The sequence below is a fragment of the Rathayibacter sp. KR2-224 genome (assembly GCF_049446075.1).
Taxonomy (GTDB): Bacteria; Actinomycetota; Actinomycetes; order Actinomycetales; family Microbacteriaceae; genus Humibacter.
The window spans coordinates 631,995-649,044 of record NZ_JBMSEB010000001.1 but is presented as its reverse complement, the minus strand read 5'-3'; the positions used below and the strand labels follow the sequence as shown (position 1 = coordinate 649,044).

Below are 17,050 nucleotides of genomic sequence, written 5' to 3'. Positions count from 1 at the left end.
GCCCAGGTCGGCTCCAGAACTCAGACAGCGACCTCGTCCGGGTCGGCCAGTCGCTCGAGCAGCTCCGCGATGCGCCCTTTGCAGCCGCCGCAACCCGTGCCGGCTCGTGTCGCCTTGCCGATGCATGCGACTGTGTCGTTGCCGTCGGATGCCGCCGATTGGATCTGCGCAACTGAGACCCCGTTGCACCAGCACACGGTGGCGTCGGGGGCGAACGCCGAGGCGTTCGACTCCGGCGTGTAATCGGGGCCGTCGAAGCGCAGCAGCAGCGACCGGTCGGCCGGCAGCTCGCCACCGCGTTCGAACAGCAGCGTCAGCTCTGCCGATGTCTTAGGCATCCCAACGCTCACGAAGCCCTCGAGGATGCCTTCGCGCGTGATCATCTTCACGTACCTGCCGTGCTCGGGATCGGCCCACTGCGCAACGGCGCGCGGCGCGTCGGCCGGGTCGGCATCCCATGGCTGAGCGTCCCACGGTTCGGGGGAGACATCTCCGACGGCGACGACGTCGACGTCCTCACCCTTGAGCATCACGACTGATGGGCGCTCTGCCGGCGGCTCAGCCTCGTGCTCGCTGCCCACGGCCTCCGTCGCGAACCGCCCGGCCAGCCATTCGGCCTGCCGCCAGCCCGGGCCGATCAGCCCCGACGGTCCCCCCGAAAGCCGGGCGCCGTGATCCTGCCCCGCCGGGTCGACGACGTGCGCGCAGTCGCCGATCGCGTAGACGGCCGGGTCGGTCCAGGAGCGCAGCTCGGGCGTGACCACGATGCCGGCGGCGGTGCGCAGGCCCGCTGTCGCTGCGAGCTCGGACCGGGCGCCGACGCCGCAGGAGAGCACGAGCAGATCGCCGTGGATGTGCTTGCCGTCGGCCGTCGCGAGCGCGCTGAATCGCCGCTCGCCGTCCTCGTCCGTGCGGAAGACGATTGCTTCGGCCCGGCTGTGCGCGATGACCGTGACGCCCGCCTTGCGCAGCGAAGCGGCGAGCACGGTGCCGCCGCCCGTGTCGAGGTTGCGGGGCATGGGAACGGGACCGTGGTGCACGACGCAGGCCTGCGCGCCGGCACGCGCCGCGAGAAGCGCGAACTCCAGACCGAGCACACCGGCACCGAGCACGACGACGCGACCGCCCGCTCGTGCCGCCTCGCGTACGCGTGCGGCGTCCGCGAGGTCGCGCAGCACGGTGACCCCCTGCGGCAGCTCGTCATCCGCCCCGATCAGACGGGAACCCGACCGCTGAAGAGTCCGCAGGTCGCGCACCACGCGTTCGATGCCGTCGAGGGTCGGGACGTTCGCCCTCGCACCGGTCGCCAGCACCAAGCGGTCGTATGGAATCCGCTCGCCGCTCTCCAGGACTACGCACGACGTATCGCGGTCGATGAGCACGACGCGGGTCCCGGTCTCGACGCGCCCGCCGGCCGCGCGCACGTCGTCGGCCGTGTGCAGCACCATGTCGTCCCACTCGGAGTTCCCCACGGCGTACTCGGCGACGAGCACGCGATTGTAGGCATCCGCGCCCTCTGCGCCCACGACGGTCAGTTCGACGACACCGGCACGCACAGAAGGCAGCAGCTCGTCTGCGAAGCGGGCGCCTACGGGGCCATAGCCCACGACGACGACCCTCAGTGCACGGAGCGGGCCCATCTCGGTCACGCTTGCCGCTCTTCCGAGGGCGCCGTGTCTGCCGCGGTAGTTGTCATGTCGCTCCGGGTGCTCATCGGTGATGGTGGTCGGATGCCGTTGCCGAGCGATCCTGGTCGCTCATGAGCGTCTGTGCTCAGACGCTAGGTGCGCCGTGTTTCCGCCGCCGACGCTCACGGTTACCGCGGGGAAACACTCGTCTCACAGGATCGGCGGCGAGCGGTGAGCCGAAGACGATGCCTTCACGCTGCCGAGCGCCGGCCACCGGCTAGACCGCGAGCCGGTATCCGCGCTTGACGACGGTGGCGACGATGCGCGGCGAACCGATCGCCTGCCTCAGCCTGCTGAGCGCGACTTCCACTGCATGGTCGTCCGGCTGGCCGGGAAGCGCTGCAGCGAGGTCTCCGCGCGTGACGACGGCTCCACCGGCGCGAACGAGGGTGCGAAGCAGTGCGAGCGACGAGGGCGGCAGACGCAGCCGTGCTCCGTCGATCACGGCGATCGAGCCGCGGAGCTCAACCATGCCGTGCACGGTCTGCACGCGTTCCACCCTGTGCTGTTCCAGGTGCTCGCAGACCAGCCGGATGAGTGCTCCCATCCGGTATCGCTCCGGCTGGATCGGATGCACACCCACGGCGACCAGCGGGGCAGCGGTGACGGGCCCGACCGCTGCCGCAAGCACGTCGCTCGTCATCGCGGCAAGCACCTCGGAAAGGTGCCCGGTGGCATCCGCCGCGGCGAACAGCGCCTCGACGGCAGGGGCGCTCGTGAATGTCACACAATCGAGCTGCCGCGTGCAGATCGCGTCGATGAGCCTCGCGGTGCGCTCGTCGCCGCCTTCGGGGTCGGTCCAGCGATACGGTGCGACGGTCAGCACAGTGCGCCCGGCGTCGCGCAGGCGCTGCAACTGCTGCTCGTCCGGGTATCCGTGCAGTTGCACGACGACCGTCGAAGCGGACGGATGGTCGGCCAGCACGGCATCCACGAGCGAGGCCGTCGTCTCCTTGTCGCTCATGCCCGCGTCATCGAGGCCGGCGGCACGCACAGCCCCTCGCGCTTTCGGGCCGCGCACGAGGATGTCCGTAGCCTCAAGGGTGCGGATCAGCTCGCCGCCAAGCCCCGCCGCGTCCGCAACCTCGAACCAGCGACGGATCCCGTAGCTCGTCGTGGCGAGCAGCACGTCGGGCGCGGCCGCGATCACGCGCCTGGTGTCCTCGATGAGCGGCTCGTCGCGTTCGGCATGCGCAATGCGCAGGGTGGGCGCGTGCAGAACGTAAGCGCCGCGCCGCTCGAGCGCCTCGATCAGGTCTTTGCTGCGCCTATCGCTCGTTACGCCGATGCGGAATCCCTCGAGCTGCGTCGGCCGGAATCCGGGCACCTGCTCGGGAAGGTCCGGCTCCACCACGAATGTCATGCTCATCACGCCCCCGCCAGCCCGGCGACGGCAGCAAGCGCTGCAGGCTCGGCCTGCGCAAGGCGCACGACCTCGCCGATCACGATCACGGCGGGGGAGGAGACGCCCACGCTCGCCGAGAGCTCGAGGATGGACCCGAGGTCGGCGATCGTCGTTCGCTGCTGAGCCGTGTAGCCCCGCTCGACGATGGCCACGGGCGTGTCCGGTGACATGCCGTGCCTCAGCAGGCCCTGGCTCAACGACGGGAAGGTCCCGATGCCCATCAGCACCACGATGGTGCCGCCGAGCCCTGCGAGGTGTTCATGCTCGGCCGGGCTCAGCGGAGCGTGGCCGGAGACAACCGTGAAGAGGTGGCTGACTCCCCTGTGGGTGAGCGGGATGCCCGCCGCAGCCGGAACGGCGATCGCACTCGAGACCCCGGGAACAACGGTCACAGGGATGCGCGCCGCCCTGCATGCCTCGGCCTCTTCGCCTCCGCGGCCGAACACGAACGGGTCGCCGCCTTTGAGTCGAACGACGACGGCGCCGGCTTGCGCGTGCTCGACGAGCATCCTGTCGATCTCGCCCTGGTCGACCGGATGGTGGCCCGGCTTCTTCCCGACGTCGATCAGCGTCGCGTTCGGTGCGAGCTCGGCGAGATCGTCGTGAGGTGCGAGGCGGTCGTACAGCACGACATCCGCCTGCGCGAGCGCCTCGAGCGCGGCCAGGGTGAGCAGATCGCGCCGCCCGGGACCACCGCCGACGAGGTAGACACTTCCGAGGCCATGCTCCCTGCGCGACCGCACTGAGCCGTTCACGAGTCGCGCCCCCGCACCGGGATGCGATCGCCGGCAAGCAGAACGCGTCCCGCCGAGCGGTCGTCGTCGTTGGCCGGCCTGATCTGCCCGCGTTCCTCGACGTAGGCGATGCTCGGGTCGCTTTCTGCCGGGGCGTTCACGAACGACCGGAACCTGCGAAGGCGGTCGGGGTCGGCGAGCGTCGCCGCCCACTCGTCTTCGTACGTGTCGACGTGCGCCGCCATCGCGGCCTCCAGCTCGGCGGCAAGCCCGAGAGAGTCGTCGACGACCACTTCCCGGACGTGGTCGATGCCGCCGTCGAGATCCTCGATCCAACGAGCCGTGCGCTGCAGGCGATCAGCCGTGCGGATGTAGTACATGAGGTAGCGGTCGATGTACCTGATGAGCGTCTCATCGTCGAGGTCGGAGGCGAGCAACTGGGCGTGTGCCGGCTGGAATCCGCCGTTGCCACCGACGTACATGTTCCAGCCCTTGTCGGTGGCGATGACGCCGACGTCCTTGCCTCTGGCCTCGGCGCACTCACGTGCGCAGCCCGACACGCCGATCTTGAGCTTGTGGGGGGCGCGCAGGCCGCGATACCGCAGCTCCACCCGGATGGCCATGCCCACCGAGTCCTGCACCCCGAATCTGCACCAGGTCGAACCCACGCAGCTCTTCACGTTCCGCAACGCCTTGCCGTAGGCATGGCCCGACTCGAACCCGGCCTCCACCAGGCGCTTCCAGATCTCCGGAAGCTGCTCGAGCCTTGCGCCGAACAGGTCGATGCGCTGTCCGCCTGTGATCTTCGTGTAGAGGCCGAAGTCGGTGGCGACGGATGCGATCACCGCAAGCTTCGCCGGCGTGATCTCGCCCCCCGGAATGCGCGGCACCACCGAGTAGGTCCCGTCCTTCTGCATGTTCGCCAGTGCGCGGTCGTTGGTGTCCTGAAGGGTCCCCCTGCCCGAGTCGAGGATGTACCCGACGTTCTGGCTGGCGAGGATGGATGCCACCGCCGGCTTGCAGATGTCGCAGCCTCTGCCCGTGCCGAATCTGGCGATGATGTCGTCGAAGCTCGTGAGGCCGACGACCTTGATCGACTCGAACAGCTCCTGGCGCGAGATGGGGAAGTGCTCGCACAGCGCGCGCGAGACCGCGATCCCGGCCGCTTGCAGCTCGCCTTCGAGCAGCTTCTTGACGAGCGGCACGCACGATCCGCACTGTGTTCCGGCACGCGAGCACGTCTTCAGCTCGCCGAGATCGGTGCACGGCTCCCCGTCGTCGCCGTGGATGACAGAGCGCAGCGTGCCGGCCGTGACGTTGTTGCACGAGCAGACGAGCGCGTCGTCAGGCAGCTCCACGCCCGCCGGAGCCTCGGCTCCCGCAGCGGAGAGGTACGCCGCGGGCTCGGCTGAGAGCTCCCTGCCCAGCATGGGGCGCAGCGACGAGTAGGGTGCGGCATCGCCGACGAAGACGCCGCCGAGCAGTGTGCGGGCGTCGTCCGTCACCACGAGCTTCTGATACATGCCGCGGGCGGGGTCGGCGTACACGATCTCCAGGGCGCCCTCATCCGTGGCGAAGGCGTCGCCGAAGCTCGCCACGTCCACTCCCGAAAGCTTGAGCTTCGTCGCGTCGTCGATGGTCGTGAATTCGGCCGAACCGCCGAGCAACCGGTCAGCGACCACCTCTGCCATCGCGTTGGCGGGTGCGACGAGACCTATGCACCAGCCGTGCACGTTCGCGACCTCGCCGATGGCCCAGATGCGCTCGTCGGAGCTTCGGCAGTCCGACCCGACGACGACTCCTCCGCGGTCGTGCACCTCGATGCCGGTGTCCCTGGCGAGTTCGTCCCGTGCGCGGATGCCGATGGCGAAGACGACGATGTCGGCCGCGACGGTGTGCCCGTTGGTCAGGGTGACGGCTGTGACCACGTCCCCGTCGTGAACGATCGCGCGCGGGCGCGTTCCCAGGTGCAGGTCGATGCCCTGAGCCTTGATCAGGCGACCGAGCGCCTGCCCGGCTCCCTCGTCGAGCTGTGCAGACATGAGCCACGATCCGGAGTGCACGATCGCCGATTCCGCTCCGAGCTTCTGCACACCGCCCGCCGCCTCAAGCCCGAGCAGTCCGCCACCGGCCACGACGACCCTCGGCGCCCGTCCCAGCGTGACGCGCAGAGCTTCCACCTCGCCGACCAGCGCGTCGACATCGTCGATCGTGCGGTACACCCTGGCGAGCCCGGCACCCGGGATGTCGGGCACGGGTGCACGGGAGCCGGTCGCCAGCACGAGGTCGTCATACGAGAGCACCCGCCCGACGCTGGTGGTGACGGTACGAGCGGAGCGGTCGATCATTGTGGCGAGTTCGCCGGAGAACAGGGTGACATTTCCCGCCGCCCACACCGCGGGATCCAGCGTCAGGTCCTCGGCCTCGACGAGACGACGGCTGAGGGCGACGCGGTCGTAGGGAAGGTGGGATTCGTCCGCGATGACCGCGACCTTCAGCGAGTGCGCGTCGTCCCTGGCCACGATGGCCTCCACGAGCCGGTGCGCTGCCGGGCCGCCCCCGATGATCACGACGGAGCGTGCGTGCTGGTCGTTTTCTGTCATGGGATCTGCCTCTTCCTGCTGGCGAGGACCGACACGGTTCGGTCGTCCTGCGCGGCTCCATCGGCGTTGATCGAGCATAGGAGCGGGGGGATTTCGGCCGCGTTACCTCGGCGTAACTCCGGATTAACATCGCACCCACCGACCGGGCCGGCCGCTGTGAGTCCGTTTTCATCCCGGCGAAACCTGCGGCCGACACCGTCGAAACACGGCGGGCCTACCTTCGACACCAGTAACAGGCAGATGCACGTCACGAGGGGATTTGAGATGACGATCACGGACCTGGTTGGACTGGTCGAAACGGCGAATCCGACATGGCAGCGCGCCTGCCTCATCGATGATCTCGAGCCCGCCTGGGGAGAAGCCGCACTGATCGGTTCCCACCAGATCGCGCTGTTCAGGCTTTCTCCCGACGAGGTGTATGCGGTGTCGCACCAAGACCCGCGTACCGGTTCGCATGTGATGGCACGCGGCATCGTGGGATCCAAGGGCGACCGCGCGACCATCGCGTCGCCCTTGCACAAGGAGGTCTACGACCTCGAGACGGGTGAGTGCTTCACCGACCCCTCGCTCTTCCTTCGGCCGTTCCGCGCCCGCGTCGTCGACGGGTTCGTCGAGGTCGAGGTACCGGTGTGACCTTGACCGGCCCCGCCGCAGACAATCGCACCGACAGGGATGGCCAGGAGAGGGGAAGACGCCCGGCGCTGCTCGCGATCTCGCACGGCACGAGTTCCCTCGACGGACAGCGAGCCATAGGCGACCTGGTCCGAGCGGTCGGCGAGACACTGGGTGGTGTGCGCGTCGGCAACGGCTTCGTCGACGTGCAGCAACCTGACGTCTCCTCTGTGCTGCAACGTCTGGCACCGCACGAGTCTGCCGTGGTCGTGCCACTGCTGCTCTCGGCCGGTTACCACGTGCATGTCGACCTCGCCAACGAACTCGCTGCTGCCGAGGGCCGCGACGTGAGTCTGGCCGCAGCCCTCGGGCCGGACGACCGCCTCGTGCAGATCCTGGCCTCCCGTGTGGCCGAACGGGGCCTTGCGCCGAGCGACGCCATCGTGCTCGCCGCGGCAGGGTCGAGCGACCATCGCGCCGTCCGGGATTGCCTCGAGATGGGGCGACGCCTGGCCACGACCCTGGCCAGGCCCGTGACGGTCGGCTTCATCTCGGCAGCCGTGCCTCGCCTTTCGTCGGCCATCGAGACCACGCGCCGGCTGCACCCCAAGTCCCGGGTCATCGTGAGCAGCTACCTGCTCGCACCCGGCTTCTTCGCCGATCTTGCGGCATCCGCGGGCGGCGACGTCACGACCGAACCGTTGCTCGTCGCCGGTCGTCGTGCACCCCAGCAGCTCATCGATCTCGTGCGGGAACGGTATCTGGACGCCATCTAAACTCGCGGTGTGCGCATCGACATCGTGACGATCTTTCCCGCGATCTTCGACGCGCTCGACATCTCGCTCCTCGGCAAGGCCAGGCAGAACGGCATCATCGACCTGCACGTCGGCGACCTGCGCGCCTTCACGCACGATCGGCACCGCACGGTCGATGACACTCCGTACGGCGGCGGCGCAGGCATGGTCATGAAACCCGAGCCGTGGGGAGAGGCGCTGGATGCCGCGCTCGAGGCATCCGACGACGCCGTCGTCGTCTTCCCTTCGCCGGCGGGAGAGGTCTTCACGCAGCACTTGGCACGGCAGCTCTCGCGGGAGAGCCATCTGGTGTTCGGATGCGGGCGGTACGAGGGCATCGACCAGCGCGTCTTCGACGAGACGGCATCGCGGGCGAGGGTGCGGCTGGTCAGCCTGGGCGACTACGTGCTCAATGGGGGAGAGGTGGCCGCGATGGCCATGGTCGAGGCCATCGCGCGGCTCATCCCGGGTGTCGTGGGAAACCCGCAGAGCCTCGTGGAGGAATCGCACGAAGACGGCCTGCTGGAGTATCCGTCGTACACCAAGCCGCCGGTGTGGCGCGGGCGCGAGGTACCGCCCGTGCTGCTGAGCGGCAACCATGGTGCCATCGCGCAATGGCGTCGGGAACAGCAACTGGAACGCACGCGCCGGGTGCGCCCCGACCTCCTGGGCGAGGACTGACAGCGTCGTCCGGACTCGGAGCGGTCACGCCCTCAGCGAACCCTCGGCTGCTCTCAGCCGTTCTGCATGGCACGCGCATAGCCTGACGCCATGACGCTCATGCGGGCCCTTCTGAGATGGCAGTTGTTCGCCGTCCCGGTGCTGCCGCTGTGGCTTCTGGTCGGGTTCGGGTTCTTCGGCGGCGGCGCAGGCGCGTTCTTCCTGCTCTTCCTCGGCGCAGCCATCCTCCTCGTGTTCCTCGCGGTGCTGGCCGGTGTCACGAGGCTTCGACCGTCCGTGCGCACCACGCGTGCGCTGGGCAGATGGGATGCCGCCGCAACCGTCGCCTTCCACCTCGCGCTCGTCGGCCTCGGCTTCTTCGGTGCGACGGGCGCGGCCTTCGGCATCGTTTCTGCGGTGCTTGGCCTTGCAACCTTCTGGCTCGCCGTGTGGGAGTTGCTGCGGGAATGGCGTGACCGGGTGTCGGATGCCGTCGCACGGGCATCCAGTTGGCCAGACCGTGCGGAAGCCGGCGCCGGCCGTCCCGTGCGCGGGCGCCGCCCCGACGACGGCGACGTCATCATCGTGCGCGAGAACGGCCACTGATCGCACGCCTCCAGGCCGTTTTGGCCCGACCTGCGCTTCATGGCAGAATAGAAGACTGTGCCGCGGCACGTGCTCTGCCTCCGGGGAGTCACGCACTGCGCCCTAGAGCGCGAACGGCACAGCATCCAATTCTTCATCCACTTGATCCGCGTTCGACCGGTGGCGGGCGCAGAGAGCGAATCATCATGCACATCCTCGACGCCGTCGACGCAGCATCGCTGCGCAGCGACATCCCAGACTTCCGCGCGGGTGACACCGTCAAGGTGCACGTCAACATCACCGAGGGCAACCGCTCCCGTATCCAGGTCTTCCAGGGCGTCGTCATCTCACGCGCCGGCGAGGGCGTGCGCGAGACGTTCACGGTTCGCAAGGTCAGCTTCCAGGTCGGCGTCGAGCGCACCTTCCCGGTGCACTCGCCCGTTATCGACCACATCGAGGTCGTCACGCGAGGCGATGTGCGTCGCGCCAAGCTCTACTACCTGCGCGAACTGCGTGGCAAGAAGGCCAAGATCAAGGAGAAGCGCGACGCGTAAGCAGCGCTGGGCCCTCTCGGCACACGTCCGACTCTGAGCTCCCGACCCCTTAGTATGGGGCGGGAGCTCAGGCGTTAAGGGGCGGGCTTCGGCGGTTCAAGGGGCGGGATCTCATACACAGATGACAGATGAATCTCTGCCCAGCCGGTCGAGCCGCGTGGCGTCGGAGAAGAAGACGAAGCAGCGCAGCGTCAAACTCTTCCTCCGCGACCTGGTCATCATCTTCCTGGTCGCCATCCTCGTCTCGTTCCTGATCAAGACCTTCATCGTCCGGTCGTTCTACATCCCGTCGGGTTCGATGGAGAACACGCTGCAGATCAACGATCTGATCATCGTGAACGAGCTCGAACCCAATCTGATGCCGATCAGCCGAGGCGACGTGGTCGTGTTCACCGACCCGGGCGGCTGGCTTCAGCCCTCCACGACGAAGTCGAACACGAACCCCATCGAATGGGCCCTGTCACTGATCGGCCTCGCGGCCCCGGACAGCGACGATCACCTCGTCAAACGCGTCATCGGCCTTCCCGGCGACCACGTCTCGTGCTGCAACGCCCTCGGGCAGTTGAGCGTCAATGGATCGCCGCTCGACGAGCCGTACATCAAGCTCGCACCCGGTGAAGAAGAAGCGGCTTCGCTGCACTTCGACGTCGTGGTGCCCAAGGGTGACCTCTGGGTCATGGGCGACAACCGGTGGGACTCGCAGGACTCATCGCGCAATCAGAATCTGCCGGGCAAGGGGTTCGTGCCCGAGAAGGATGTCGTGGGTCGAGCCATCCTGATCAGCTGGCCGATCAGCCGCTGGAGCTGGCTCTCCAACTACCCGGAAGTGTTCCGTGGCGCAGAGGACGACAAGCAGTAACGTCGAAGGCGTGGCAGTGAACGAAGTGGATACTCGTGCTCGCGAGACCTCGTCGCCGGCGCCCAAGCCGGCGACGCCCGCGCGCAGACGCAAGCGTCCCGTCGTGCCGAACTACAAGTTCGAGTCCGAGCTTCATGCGGCAGGCAACCTGACCGTGATCGGCTGCGACGAGGTCGGTCGTGGGGCTCTTGCCGGTCCGGTCGCCGTCGGCATGGTCGTCGTCGACGCCGAGGTCGGGCGCTGGCCGAAAGGCCTGCGCGACTCGAAGCTGCTGCTCGAGCCGAAACGCGAGGAGCTCGCACCGTTGTGCATCAAGTGGGCTCGGTACCACGCCGTCGGTCTCGCAACTGCCGCAGAGATCGATGCATACGGAATCATGGCCTGCCTCGGCATGGCGGGCGCTCGTGCGTTCGCATCGCTGCAGGCCGCAGGAGCGCCGCTGGAAGCCGGCACGATCATCCTCGACGGCAACTACGACTACCTCAGCAAGGTGCTTCCGGTGCGGATGCCCGTTGTGCCGCGCATCAAGGCCGACCAGTCGTGCGCATCGGTCGCCGCGGCATCCGTGATCGCGAAGGTGCACCGCGACGCAATCATGATCGAACAGGATGCCGTGTTCCCCGGCTACTCCTGGGCGAGCAACAAGGGTTACTCGAGCGAGGCGCATTTCGGCGCCATCGACCGGCTCGGCCCCAGCGCTCTGCACAGGCGTACCTGGCTCAAGCGCATCCGTGCGGAGCTCGACAGTACGCAGGTCGAATTGGACCTCGGGCTCGTCGAGGACCTGGTCGAGGAGAGCGTGGGACGGTCGGACGATCTCGCGGATGCGGGATCCGTCGCCATCGACGAGGCGGCCGAGCGGCACCGAGTCGATGAGCCCGCAGCGTAGACTTGGCTGAAATGGACGAGGACGAATTCGACGACTACGACCGCGAGGTCGAGCTGGCCCTGTACCGCGAGTACCGCGACATCGTCTCGCAGTTCAAATACGTGATCGAGACCGAGCGCAGGTTCTACCTGGCCAATGAGGTGGAATTCGTGCGTCGCGACACGGCGAACGACTTCTATTTCGAGATCACCATGCACGATGTGTGGGTCTGGGATGTGTATCGCGCCGACCGTTTCGTCAAGTCCGTTCGCGTGTTGACGTTCAAAGACGTCAACATCGAGGAGCTCTCCAGCAAGGAGTTCGAGCTGCCCAAGGAACTCGCGCTCGACGAGTGAGCCTGTTCCGGTCGGCATGCCGACCGGGTGAGTGAGCCAGATCGGGTCGGAATGCCGGCCGGCTGCATGGGGACCGGTGTTGTCGTCCTCCGCGCCAGGTCGTCTTCGCGATTCTCCACAGCCCCAGCCCGGCACCTGTCCTCCCCAGCCGGGCGAACACGCGAATCGTCCCGATCGGCGCAGCCGTTGCGCTTTCGCCCCTCCGTCTCCCGGCACGCTGGCGGGGGAGGCATCAGATGGCGAAGAAAGACGACCTGGGCAGGCGCGGCGAAGAGCTCGCCGCGCGCTACCTGACGACACGCGGGTACCGCATCGTCGCGCGCAATTGGCGATGCCAGCAGGGCGAGATAGACATCGTGGCAGAGCGCGGCGGAGTGTTCGCCGTCGTGGAGGTGAAGACGCGCTCGTCGACGATGTTCGGGCATCCGCTCGACGCCATAACGCCGTCGAAGGCCGCCAGACTGCGCCGGTTGGCGGTGCTGTGGTGCGAGGCGACGCAGCAGTCGCACCGCTCGCTCCGCATCGACGCGATATCCGTGCTCGCGCCGGCGGGGATCGCGGATCGCGACGCGGTCGTCGAGCATCTCTTGGGGGTGTGCTGATGGCCATAGCGCGCACCAGCGGCATAGCGCTCGTCGGGCTGACGCCGCACGTCATCGATGTCGAAGCCGACATCTCCCCGGGGCTTCCCGGCTTCTGGCTGATCGGGCTGCCTGACACCGCGCTGGGCGAGTCCCGCGGGCGCGTTCGCGCCGCGGCCTCGAACTCCGGCCTGCCCATCACGTCGCGCAAGCTCACCGTGAGCCTCTCGCCTGCCGCGCTGCCCAAGCACGGGGGCGGATTCGATCTCGCGATCGCCCTCGCGGCGCTGGCCGCCGCTGGAGATGTGCCTGCTGAGTCCGTGGCATCCACCGTGCATATCGGCGAGTTGGGCCTCGATGGGCGCCTCCGACCAACACCGGGGGTTCTTCCCTCGGTGATCGGCGCGGTCAAGGCCGGGCTGACCAGGGTGATGGTCCCGACTGCGAACGCGGAGGAGGCACGTCTCGTGCCAGGCATCGAGGTCGTGCCGGTCGCGTCGCTGAGCGAGGCAGCGATTCGGCACGGAGCCGAACTCGACCCGCTGCCGGTTGAGCCGTGGCCGGCGCCGGTCGAACGAGACGACAGCAACGAGCGGCAAGCCGACCTCGCCGAAGTGGTCGGAAACGAGGAGGCCATCGAGGCACTCATCGTTGCAGCAGCCGGCGGCCACCACATGTTCCTGCTCGGACCACCGGGTGCAGGCAAGACCATGTTGGCCGAGCGGCTGCCCGGCTTGCTGCCCGACTTGGAGACGGATGCCTCCCTCGAGGCCACCTCGATCAGATCCCTCGCCGGTGCACCGGTGACCGGTTTGGTCACGAGGCCACCGTTCGAATCCCCTCACCACACGGCGACGGCAGCTGCCATTGTCGGCGGCGGAAGCGGCCAGATCCGTCCGGGCGCGGCCGTACGGGCCGCGCACGGCGTGCTGTTCCTCGACGAGGCGCCGGAGTTCCCAGGCTCGGTACTCGACGTGTTGCGTCAGCCATTGGAGTCGGGGGAGATCCGCATCCATCGCGCGAACGCCATGGCGACCTTCCCCGGGCGCTTTCAACTCGTGATGGCCGCCAACCCGTGTCCCTGCGGGCAGTACAACGTCGGCGACACGGAGTGCACCTGTGCACCCTCCGCACGCCGCCGCTACCTCGCCAAGATCTCCGGTCCTCTCCTCGATCGAGTAGACATCAGGCTGACCGTACGTCGGGTCACGGCAGCGCACCTCAAGCTCGCGGAGGGGAAAGCCAGAACTACCACGGCAGAGGCACGGGCCCGAGTAGCGCACGCCCGCGAGGCCGCCGCCGAGCGCCTCGCAGAGACGCCGTGGCGCACGAATGCCGACGTGCCGGGGTCATGGCTCAGGGAACGCGTACGGATGCTTCCGCGCGGCACCACCTCAACGCTCGACCGGGCGTTGGAGCGGGGCGCCATCACGATGCGGGGGTACGACAGGTCCCTGCGCCTCGCCTGGTCGATCGCCGACGTCGAGGGAGCAGCGCATCCGACGAGCGAGCACGTCAGCACGGCGCTGTACCTGAGAAAGGGAGTCGGAGCGTGACGCTGTTCGGGCTGGATGAATCTCACGTACGCCGCCTTGTCACTGCGGTGAGCGGCCGGGCCGACCTCGACGAACGCGAGCTGGCCGATCGTTTCGCGCGCGCTGCGTGGTCTGTCGTCACCGAGCCAGGCGACGGAACAGCAGGAGCCATCATCCAATCCATGGGAGCGGCAGAGGCCCTTCAGCTCGTGCTTCACCACTCCGGGCGATCCGACCGCGTGCAAGAGCCGACCGGAGACCCACAGGCGGCAGTCGCCGAGACCGTCGCGGTCCACTCCGACCTTCGCTCAGGATTGGAACGCTGGCGCCCAAGACTGCGCTCGGCCGACGTGGAACGCGCGCTCTCACTTGCGGCGCGGGTCGGCGCTCGGATGCTCGTGCCCAATGCGCCAGGCGAGCCATGGCCGGCGGGCGTTGAAGACCTCGGCCCGCACGCGCCGATCGCTCTGTGGATGCGCGGATCGCCCCGGCTCCTCGCAGATGCGCCTACCGGCATCGCGCTGGTGGGTGCACGAGCGGCGACGGGGTACGGCGAACACGTGGCGGGTGAGCTCTCCGCGGGGCTCGTGGAGCTCGGCTATTCCGTCGTCTCGGGCGCTGCTTACGGAATCGACGGCATGGCGCATCGAGCGGCGCTCGCCGCCGACGGACTGACGCTTGCATTCCTCGCAGGCGGCGTCGACCGGTTCTATCCGGCGGGACATGACGAACTGCTGCGGCGCATAACGGAGCGCGGGCTCGTGTTATCGGAACTGCCATGCGGCGCTGCCCCGACGAAATGGCGGTTTTTGCAGCGGAACAGGCTCATCGCCGCCAGCAGCGCGGCAACGGTGGTGGTCGAGGCCGGTGCACGGTCGGGATCGCTCAACACCGCAGGTCACGCATCAGCCCTTGGGCGCCCATTGGGTGCTGTTCCCGGCCCGGTGACCTCGCCGGCCTCTGCCGGGTGTCACCGTCTGCTTCGTGAGTACGACGCGGTGTGCGTGACCGACGCTCGCGAGGTGGCCGAGCTCGTCACGCCGCTTGCGTCGACCGAGAACGCTGCGACGCGTGCAACAGAGGCCGACCGTGACAGCCCCGACACGCTGCGGGTGCTCGACGCGCTGACGACCAGGAACGCTCACGCACCCGACGAGATCGCTGCACGTTCCGGATTGGCGATCGGCGCCGTACTCGGCGCGCTCGGCGTCCTCCAGATCGAGGGGAGGGCGCGAGAGGATGCCACGGGCTGGCGAGCCGTACCCCGTAAGCGGTGATCCGAGGGCGATCGCCCGTCATGTCGCCAGGGTGTCGCCGGCCATCTGTTCCTCTCCCGCGGCAAGCTGGGCACGTGCCCTGGGACGAAGCGATCAGCCGATTCGAGTCGCATCTGCGAGCCGATCGGGGATACTCGGCTGCCACCGTTCGCGCCTACGGATCCGACCTTCGCGCGCTTGCCGACTTCGCAGAGCACGAGGGAACGGGCGAACCAGCCGACATCGGTCTCCCGCTGTTGCGCGACTGGCTGTGGCACTCCCAACAGGGCGGCCTCGCCAAAGCATCCATCGCTCGCAAGGCTGCGGCCGCTCGAGGCTTCACCGCCTGGCTGGAGAGAACGGGAGCGGCGGCCACGGATGCCGGTCGCCGACTCCGTGCGCCGAAGTCGGACCGGCGGCTTCCGCGTGTGGTGACCAGGGACCAAGTATCCGCGCTGCTCGACCGTCTACAGGAGCACGCGGCTGGCGGAGACCCCATCGGTCTGCGCGACCTCGCCATCGTCGAACTGCTGTACGCCTCCGGGCTTCGAGTCTCGGAACTCGCCGGCATCGACGTCGACGACCTGGACCTCGACCGCCTCACCGTGCGCGTAACCGGCAAGGGTTCCAAGGAACGGGTCGTTCCGTTCGGCGTGCCGGCTCTCAACGCCATCGTGGACTACCTGCGCATGGCTCGCCCCGAGCTTCTCGCTCGCGCCTCCACTGGCAACCAAGGCAGTGTGGGTTCGGGCGGAGCGGGCTCTGGGCGTGTGGGCTCGGGCGTTGCGGGCTCCACCGGTGCGGGCTTCGGCGGTGTGGGCTCGAGCGGAGCAGGCTTCGGCGGTGCGGGCCCCGGGGGCTCGGGCTCGGGACGCGCGGGGCCGGCGGCGAACGACGCGGCGGCTCTGTTTCTCGGGGCACGAGGGCGGCGCGTCAACACTCGTACGGTGCACCGTCTGGTCTCCACGCTGCTTCAGGAACTGCCGGGATCGGGGCCGTCCGGGCCGCACACCCTGCGGCATACTGCCGCAACGCATCTGCTGGATGGCGGCGCCGACCTCAGGGCAGTGCAAGAGCTCCTCGGCCATGCCAGCCTCGGCACGACCCAGATCTACACGCACGTGTCTGCTGAACGACTCAAGGAGAGTTATCAACGCGCACATCCCAGGGCCTGAACGCTCGTCTCCACGCCCGAGGCCTGAACGCTCGTCTCCACGCCAGAAGCCTGAACGCTCCTCTCTACGCCCGAAAGCCTGAACCCTCGTCTCCATACCCGCGTCAGCCGGGGCGTGGGGTGAGGTGCTCAGCGGATCGGGAGCAGCACGGCTCGCGGAATACCTCCGAAGAAGCGCATGGGTGACACGTAGTCGCCCTTGATGCGGACTCCGAGGTGAATGCACACGCCGTCGCAGTGCCCGCCACGCGAAACGACACCTAGCGGAGCGTCCTGCATCACGACGTCTCCGACCGAGTAGGGCGTGCTTACCGGCTCGATGCTGATGAGGATGCCGCTCCCCGTCTGCACGGTGACGGTCGGGCGATCGACGACCACACCGGCGAACCGCACAGATCCCGCTGCGGGGGACACGACCGCAGCACCCTCTACGGCGGGAATGTCCACCCCGCGGTGTCCGGCGGTATAGCGCGATGGCGGCGCCTCGTATCCCCGGCTCACGGTGCGGCGACCTGCCACGGGCCATGTCCAGGCGCCCGAGTCAGGTGAGGGGCCGGAGCGAGTTCCGGGTACGGGAACCACGCTGCGGCCACCTTGGTTCTGCGAGCCGATGCGCCTCGAAGTCGCGTTCGGTGAAGCGGTACTCATCCCTGAGGCGTCAGATGCAGAGGCGTCAGATGCAGAGGCGTCAGATGCAGAGGCGTCAGATGCGGAGGCACCAGAAGCAGAGGCGCCAGATGTAGAGGGGCCCGATGCGGCGATGCTCGCCGATAGGGCGTTGCTCGC

The 17,050-nt window shown here is 68.2% G+C and carries 17 protein-coding genes; 12 read left to right on the top strand and 5 right to left on the bottom strand.

The features are described from left to right. Window positions 1-20: 20 nt before the first annotated feature. From ACO2Q7_RS03100 to nirB, 4 genes are all read right to left on the bottom strand, one after another. Window positions 21-1,640 carry an FAD-dependent oxidoreductase gene (locus ACO2Q7_RS03100; RefSeq protein ID WP_423355947.1) on the bottom strand — a complete coding sequence of 540 codons (1,620 nt, stop codon included), beginning with the start codon at window positions 1,638-1,640 and terminating at the stop codon, window positions 21-23. Between the two features lie 265 nt (window positions 1,641-1,905). Further along, window positions 1,906-3,057 (bottom strand): uroporphyrinogen-III synthase, encoded by a 1,152-nt coding sequence (locus ACO2Q7_RS03095; RefSeq protein WP_423354167.1) that lies wholly within the window; start codon window positions 3,055-3,057, stop codon window positions 1,906-1,908. Beyond that, a complete protein-coding gene (cobA, locus tag ACO2Q7_RS03090; protein WP_423354166.1) occupies window positions 3,057-3,848 on the bottom strand; it encodes a uroporphyrinogen-III C-methyltransferase in 792 nt (263 codons plus the stop codon). Before cobA ends, ACO2Q7_RS03095 begins: the two co-directional genes overlap by 1 nt. Further along, window positions 3,845-6,430: a nitrite reductase large subunit NirB gene (nirB, locus tag ACO2Q7_RS03085; protein WP_423354165.1), complete on the bottom strand. Its 2,586-nt coding sequence runs from the start codon at window positions 6,428-6,430 to the stop codon at window positions 3,845-3,847. Before nirB ends, cobA begins: the two co-directional genes overlap by 4 nt. Window positions 6,431-6,694: 264 nt before the next feature. Between nirB and nirD the strand changes: the two genes are divergently transcribed. The 12 genes from nirD (at window position 6,695) to ACO2Q7_RS03025 (ending at window position 16,265) form a co-directional block, all read left to right on the top strand. After that, the gene (gene nirD / locus ACO2Q7_RS03080; protein WP_423354164.1) at window positions 6,695-7,063 is read left to right on the top strand and encodes a nitrite reductase small subunit NirD; all 369 of its coding nucleotides are present in this window, start codon (window positions 6,695-6,697) and stop codon (window positions 7,061-7,063) included. Next, the gene (locus ACO2Q7_RS03075; protein WP_423354163.1) at window positions 7,060-7,818 is read left to right on the top strand and encodes a sirohydrochlorin chelatase; all 759 of its coding nucleotides are present in this window, start codon (window positions 7,060-7,062) and stop codon (window positions 7,816-7,818) included. Before nirD ends, ACO2Q7_RS03075 begins: the two co-directional genes overlap by 4 nt. A 9-nt stretch (window positions 7,819-7,827) precedes the next feature. Further along, the gene (gene trmD, locus ACO2Q7_RS03070) at window positions 7,828-8,517 is read left to right on the top strand and encodes a tRNA (guanosine(37)-N1)-methyltransferase TrmD (protein ID WP_423354162.1); all 690 of its coding nucleotides are present in this window, start codon (window positions 7,828-7,830) and stop codon (window positions 8,515-8,517) included. A 90-nt stretch (window positions 8,518-8,607) separates the two neighbouring features. Beyond that, window positions 8,608-9,102, top strand: coding sequence for an MFS transporter permease (locus ACO2Q7_RS03065; protein ID WP_423354161.1), 495 nt, complete (start codon window positions 8,608-8,610; stop codon window positions 9,100-9,102). Between the two features lie 185 nt (window positions 9,103-9,287). Continuing rightward, entirely contained in the window at window positions 9,288-9,635 is a 348-nt protein-coding gene (rplS, locus tag ACO2Q7_RS03060; protein WP_423354160.1) for a 50S ribosomal protein L19, read from the top strand. 121 nt (window positions 9,636-9,756) lie between these two features. Beyond that, the gene (gene lepB, locus ACO2Q7_RS03055) at window positions 9,757-10,494 is read left to right on the top strand and encodes a signal peptidase I (protein ID WP_423354159.1); all 738 of its coding nucleotides are present in this window, start codon (window positions 9,757-9,759) and stop codon (window positions 10,492-10,494) included. A gap of 10 nt (window positions 10,495-10,504) precedes the next feature. Next, complete coding sequence (locus ACO2Q7_RS03050) at window positions 10,505-11,383, top strand: ribonuclease HII (RefSeq protein ID WP_423354158.1); 879 nt, start codon at window positions 10,505-10,507, stop codon at window positions 11,381-11,383. 11 nt (window positions 11,384-11,394) lie between these two features. Beyond that, a complete protein-coding gene (locus tag ACO2Q7_RS03045) occupies window positions 11,395-11,718 on the top strand; it encodes a DUF2469 domain-containing protein (protein WP_170024148.1) in 324 nt (107 codons plus the stop codon). A gap of 236 nt (window positions 11,719-11,954) precedes the next feature. Further along, window positions 11,955-12,320 carry a YraN family protein gene (locus ACO2Q7_RS03040; protein WP_423354157.1) on the top strand — a complete coding sequence of 122 codons (366 nt, stop codon included), beginning with the start codon at window positions 11,955-11,957 and terminating at the stop codon, window positions 12,318-12,320. Then, entirely contained in the window at window positions 12,320-13,855 is a 1,536-nt protein-coding gene (locus ACO2Q7_RS03035) for a YifB family Mg chelatase-like AAA ATPase (RefSeq protein WP_423354156.1), read from the top strand. Before ACO2Q7_RS03040 ends, ACO2Q7_RS03035 begins: the two co-directional genes overlap by 1 nt. Beyond that, a complete protein-coding gene (gene dprA, locus ACO2Q7_RS03030) occupies window positions 13,852-15,111 on the top strand; it encodes a DNA-processing protein DprA (RefSeq protein ID WP_423354155.1) in 1,260 nt (419 codons plus the stop codon). The genes ACO2Q7_RS03035 and dprA overlap by 4 nt, the downstream gene beginning before the upstream one ends. Before the next feature lie 74 nt (window positions 15,112-15,185). After that, entirely contained in the window at window positions 15,186-16,265 is a 1,080-nt protein-coding gene (locus ACO2Q7_RS03025) for a tyrosine-type recombinase/integrase (protein ID WP_423354154.1), read from the top strand. Window positions 16,266-16,393: 128 nt separating this feature from the next. Here ACO2Q7_RS03025 and ACO2Q7_RS03020 read toward each other — a convergent pair whose 3' ends face one another. Beyond that, on the bottom strand, window positions 16,394-16,783 hold the full coding sequence (locus tag ACO2Q7_RS03020) for a peptidoglycan DD-metalloendopeptidase family protein (protein ID WP_423354153.1): 390 nt from the start codon (window positions 16,781-16,783) through the stop codon (window positions 16,394-16,396). Window positions 16,784-17,050: the final 267 nt, after the last annotated feature.

Excerpts from the sequence above, each read along its gene's own strand:
- ACO2Q7_RS03045 (WP_170024148.1), top strand. The coding sequence starts at position 11,395 with ATGGACGAGGACGAATTCGACGACTACGACCGCGAGGTCGAGCTGGCC.
- nirD (WP_423354164.1), top strand. The coding sequence starts at position 6,695 with ATGACGATCACGGACCTGGTTGGACTGGTCGAAACGGCGAATCCGACA.
- ACO2Q7_RS03040 (WP_423354157.1), top strand. The coding sequence starts at position 11,955 with ATGGCGAAGAAAGACGACCTGGGCAGGCGCGGCGAAGAGCTCGCCGCG.
- ACO2Q7_RS03100 (WP_423355947.1), bottom strand. The coding sequence starts at position 1,640 with ATGGGCCCGCTCCGTGCACTGAGGGTCGTCGTCGTGGGCTATGGCCCC.
- lepB (WP_423354159.1), top strand. The coding sequence starts at position 9,757 with ATGACAGATGAATCTCTGCCCAGCCGGTCGAGCCGCGTGGCGTCGGAG.
- ACO2Q7_RS03065 (WP_423354161.1), top strand. The coding sequence starts at position 8,608 with ATGACGCTCATGCGGGCCCTTCTGAGATGGCAGTTGTTCGCCGTCCCG.
- rplS (WP_423354160.1), top strand. The coding sequence starts at position 9,288 with ATGCACATCCTCGACGCCGTCGACGCAGCATCGCTGCGCAGCGACATC.
- ACO2Q7_RS03095 (WP_423354167.1), bottom strand. The coding sequence starts at position 3,057 with ATGAGCATGACATTCGTGGTGGAGCCGGACCTTCCCGAGCAGGTGCCC.
- nirB (WP_423354165.1), bottom strand. The coding sequence starts at position 6,430 with ATGACAGAAAACGACCAGCACGCACGCTCCGTCGTGATCATCGGGGGC.
- ACO2Q7_RS03035 (WP_423354156.1), top strand. The coding sequence starts at position 12,320 with ATGGCCATAGCGCGCACCAGCGGCATAGCGCTCGTCGGGCTGACGCCG.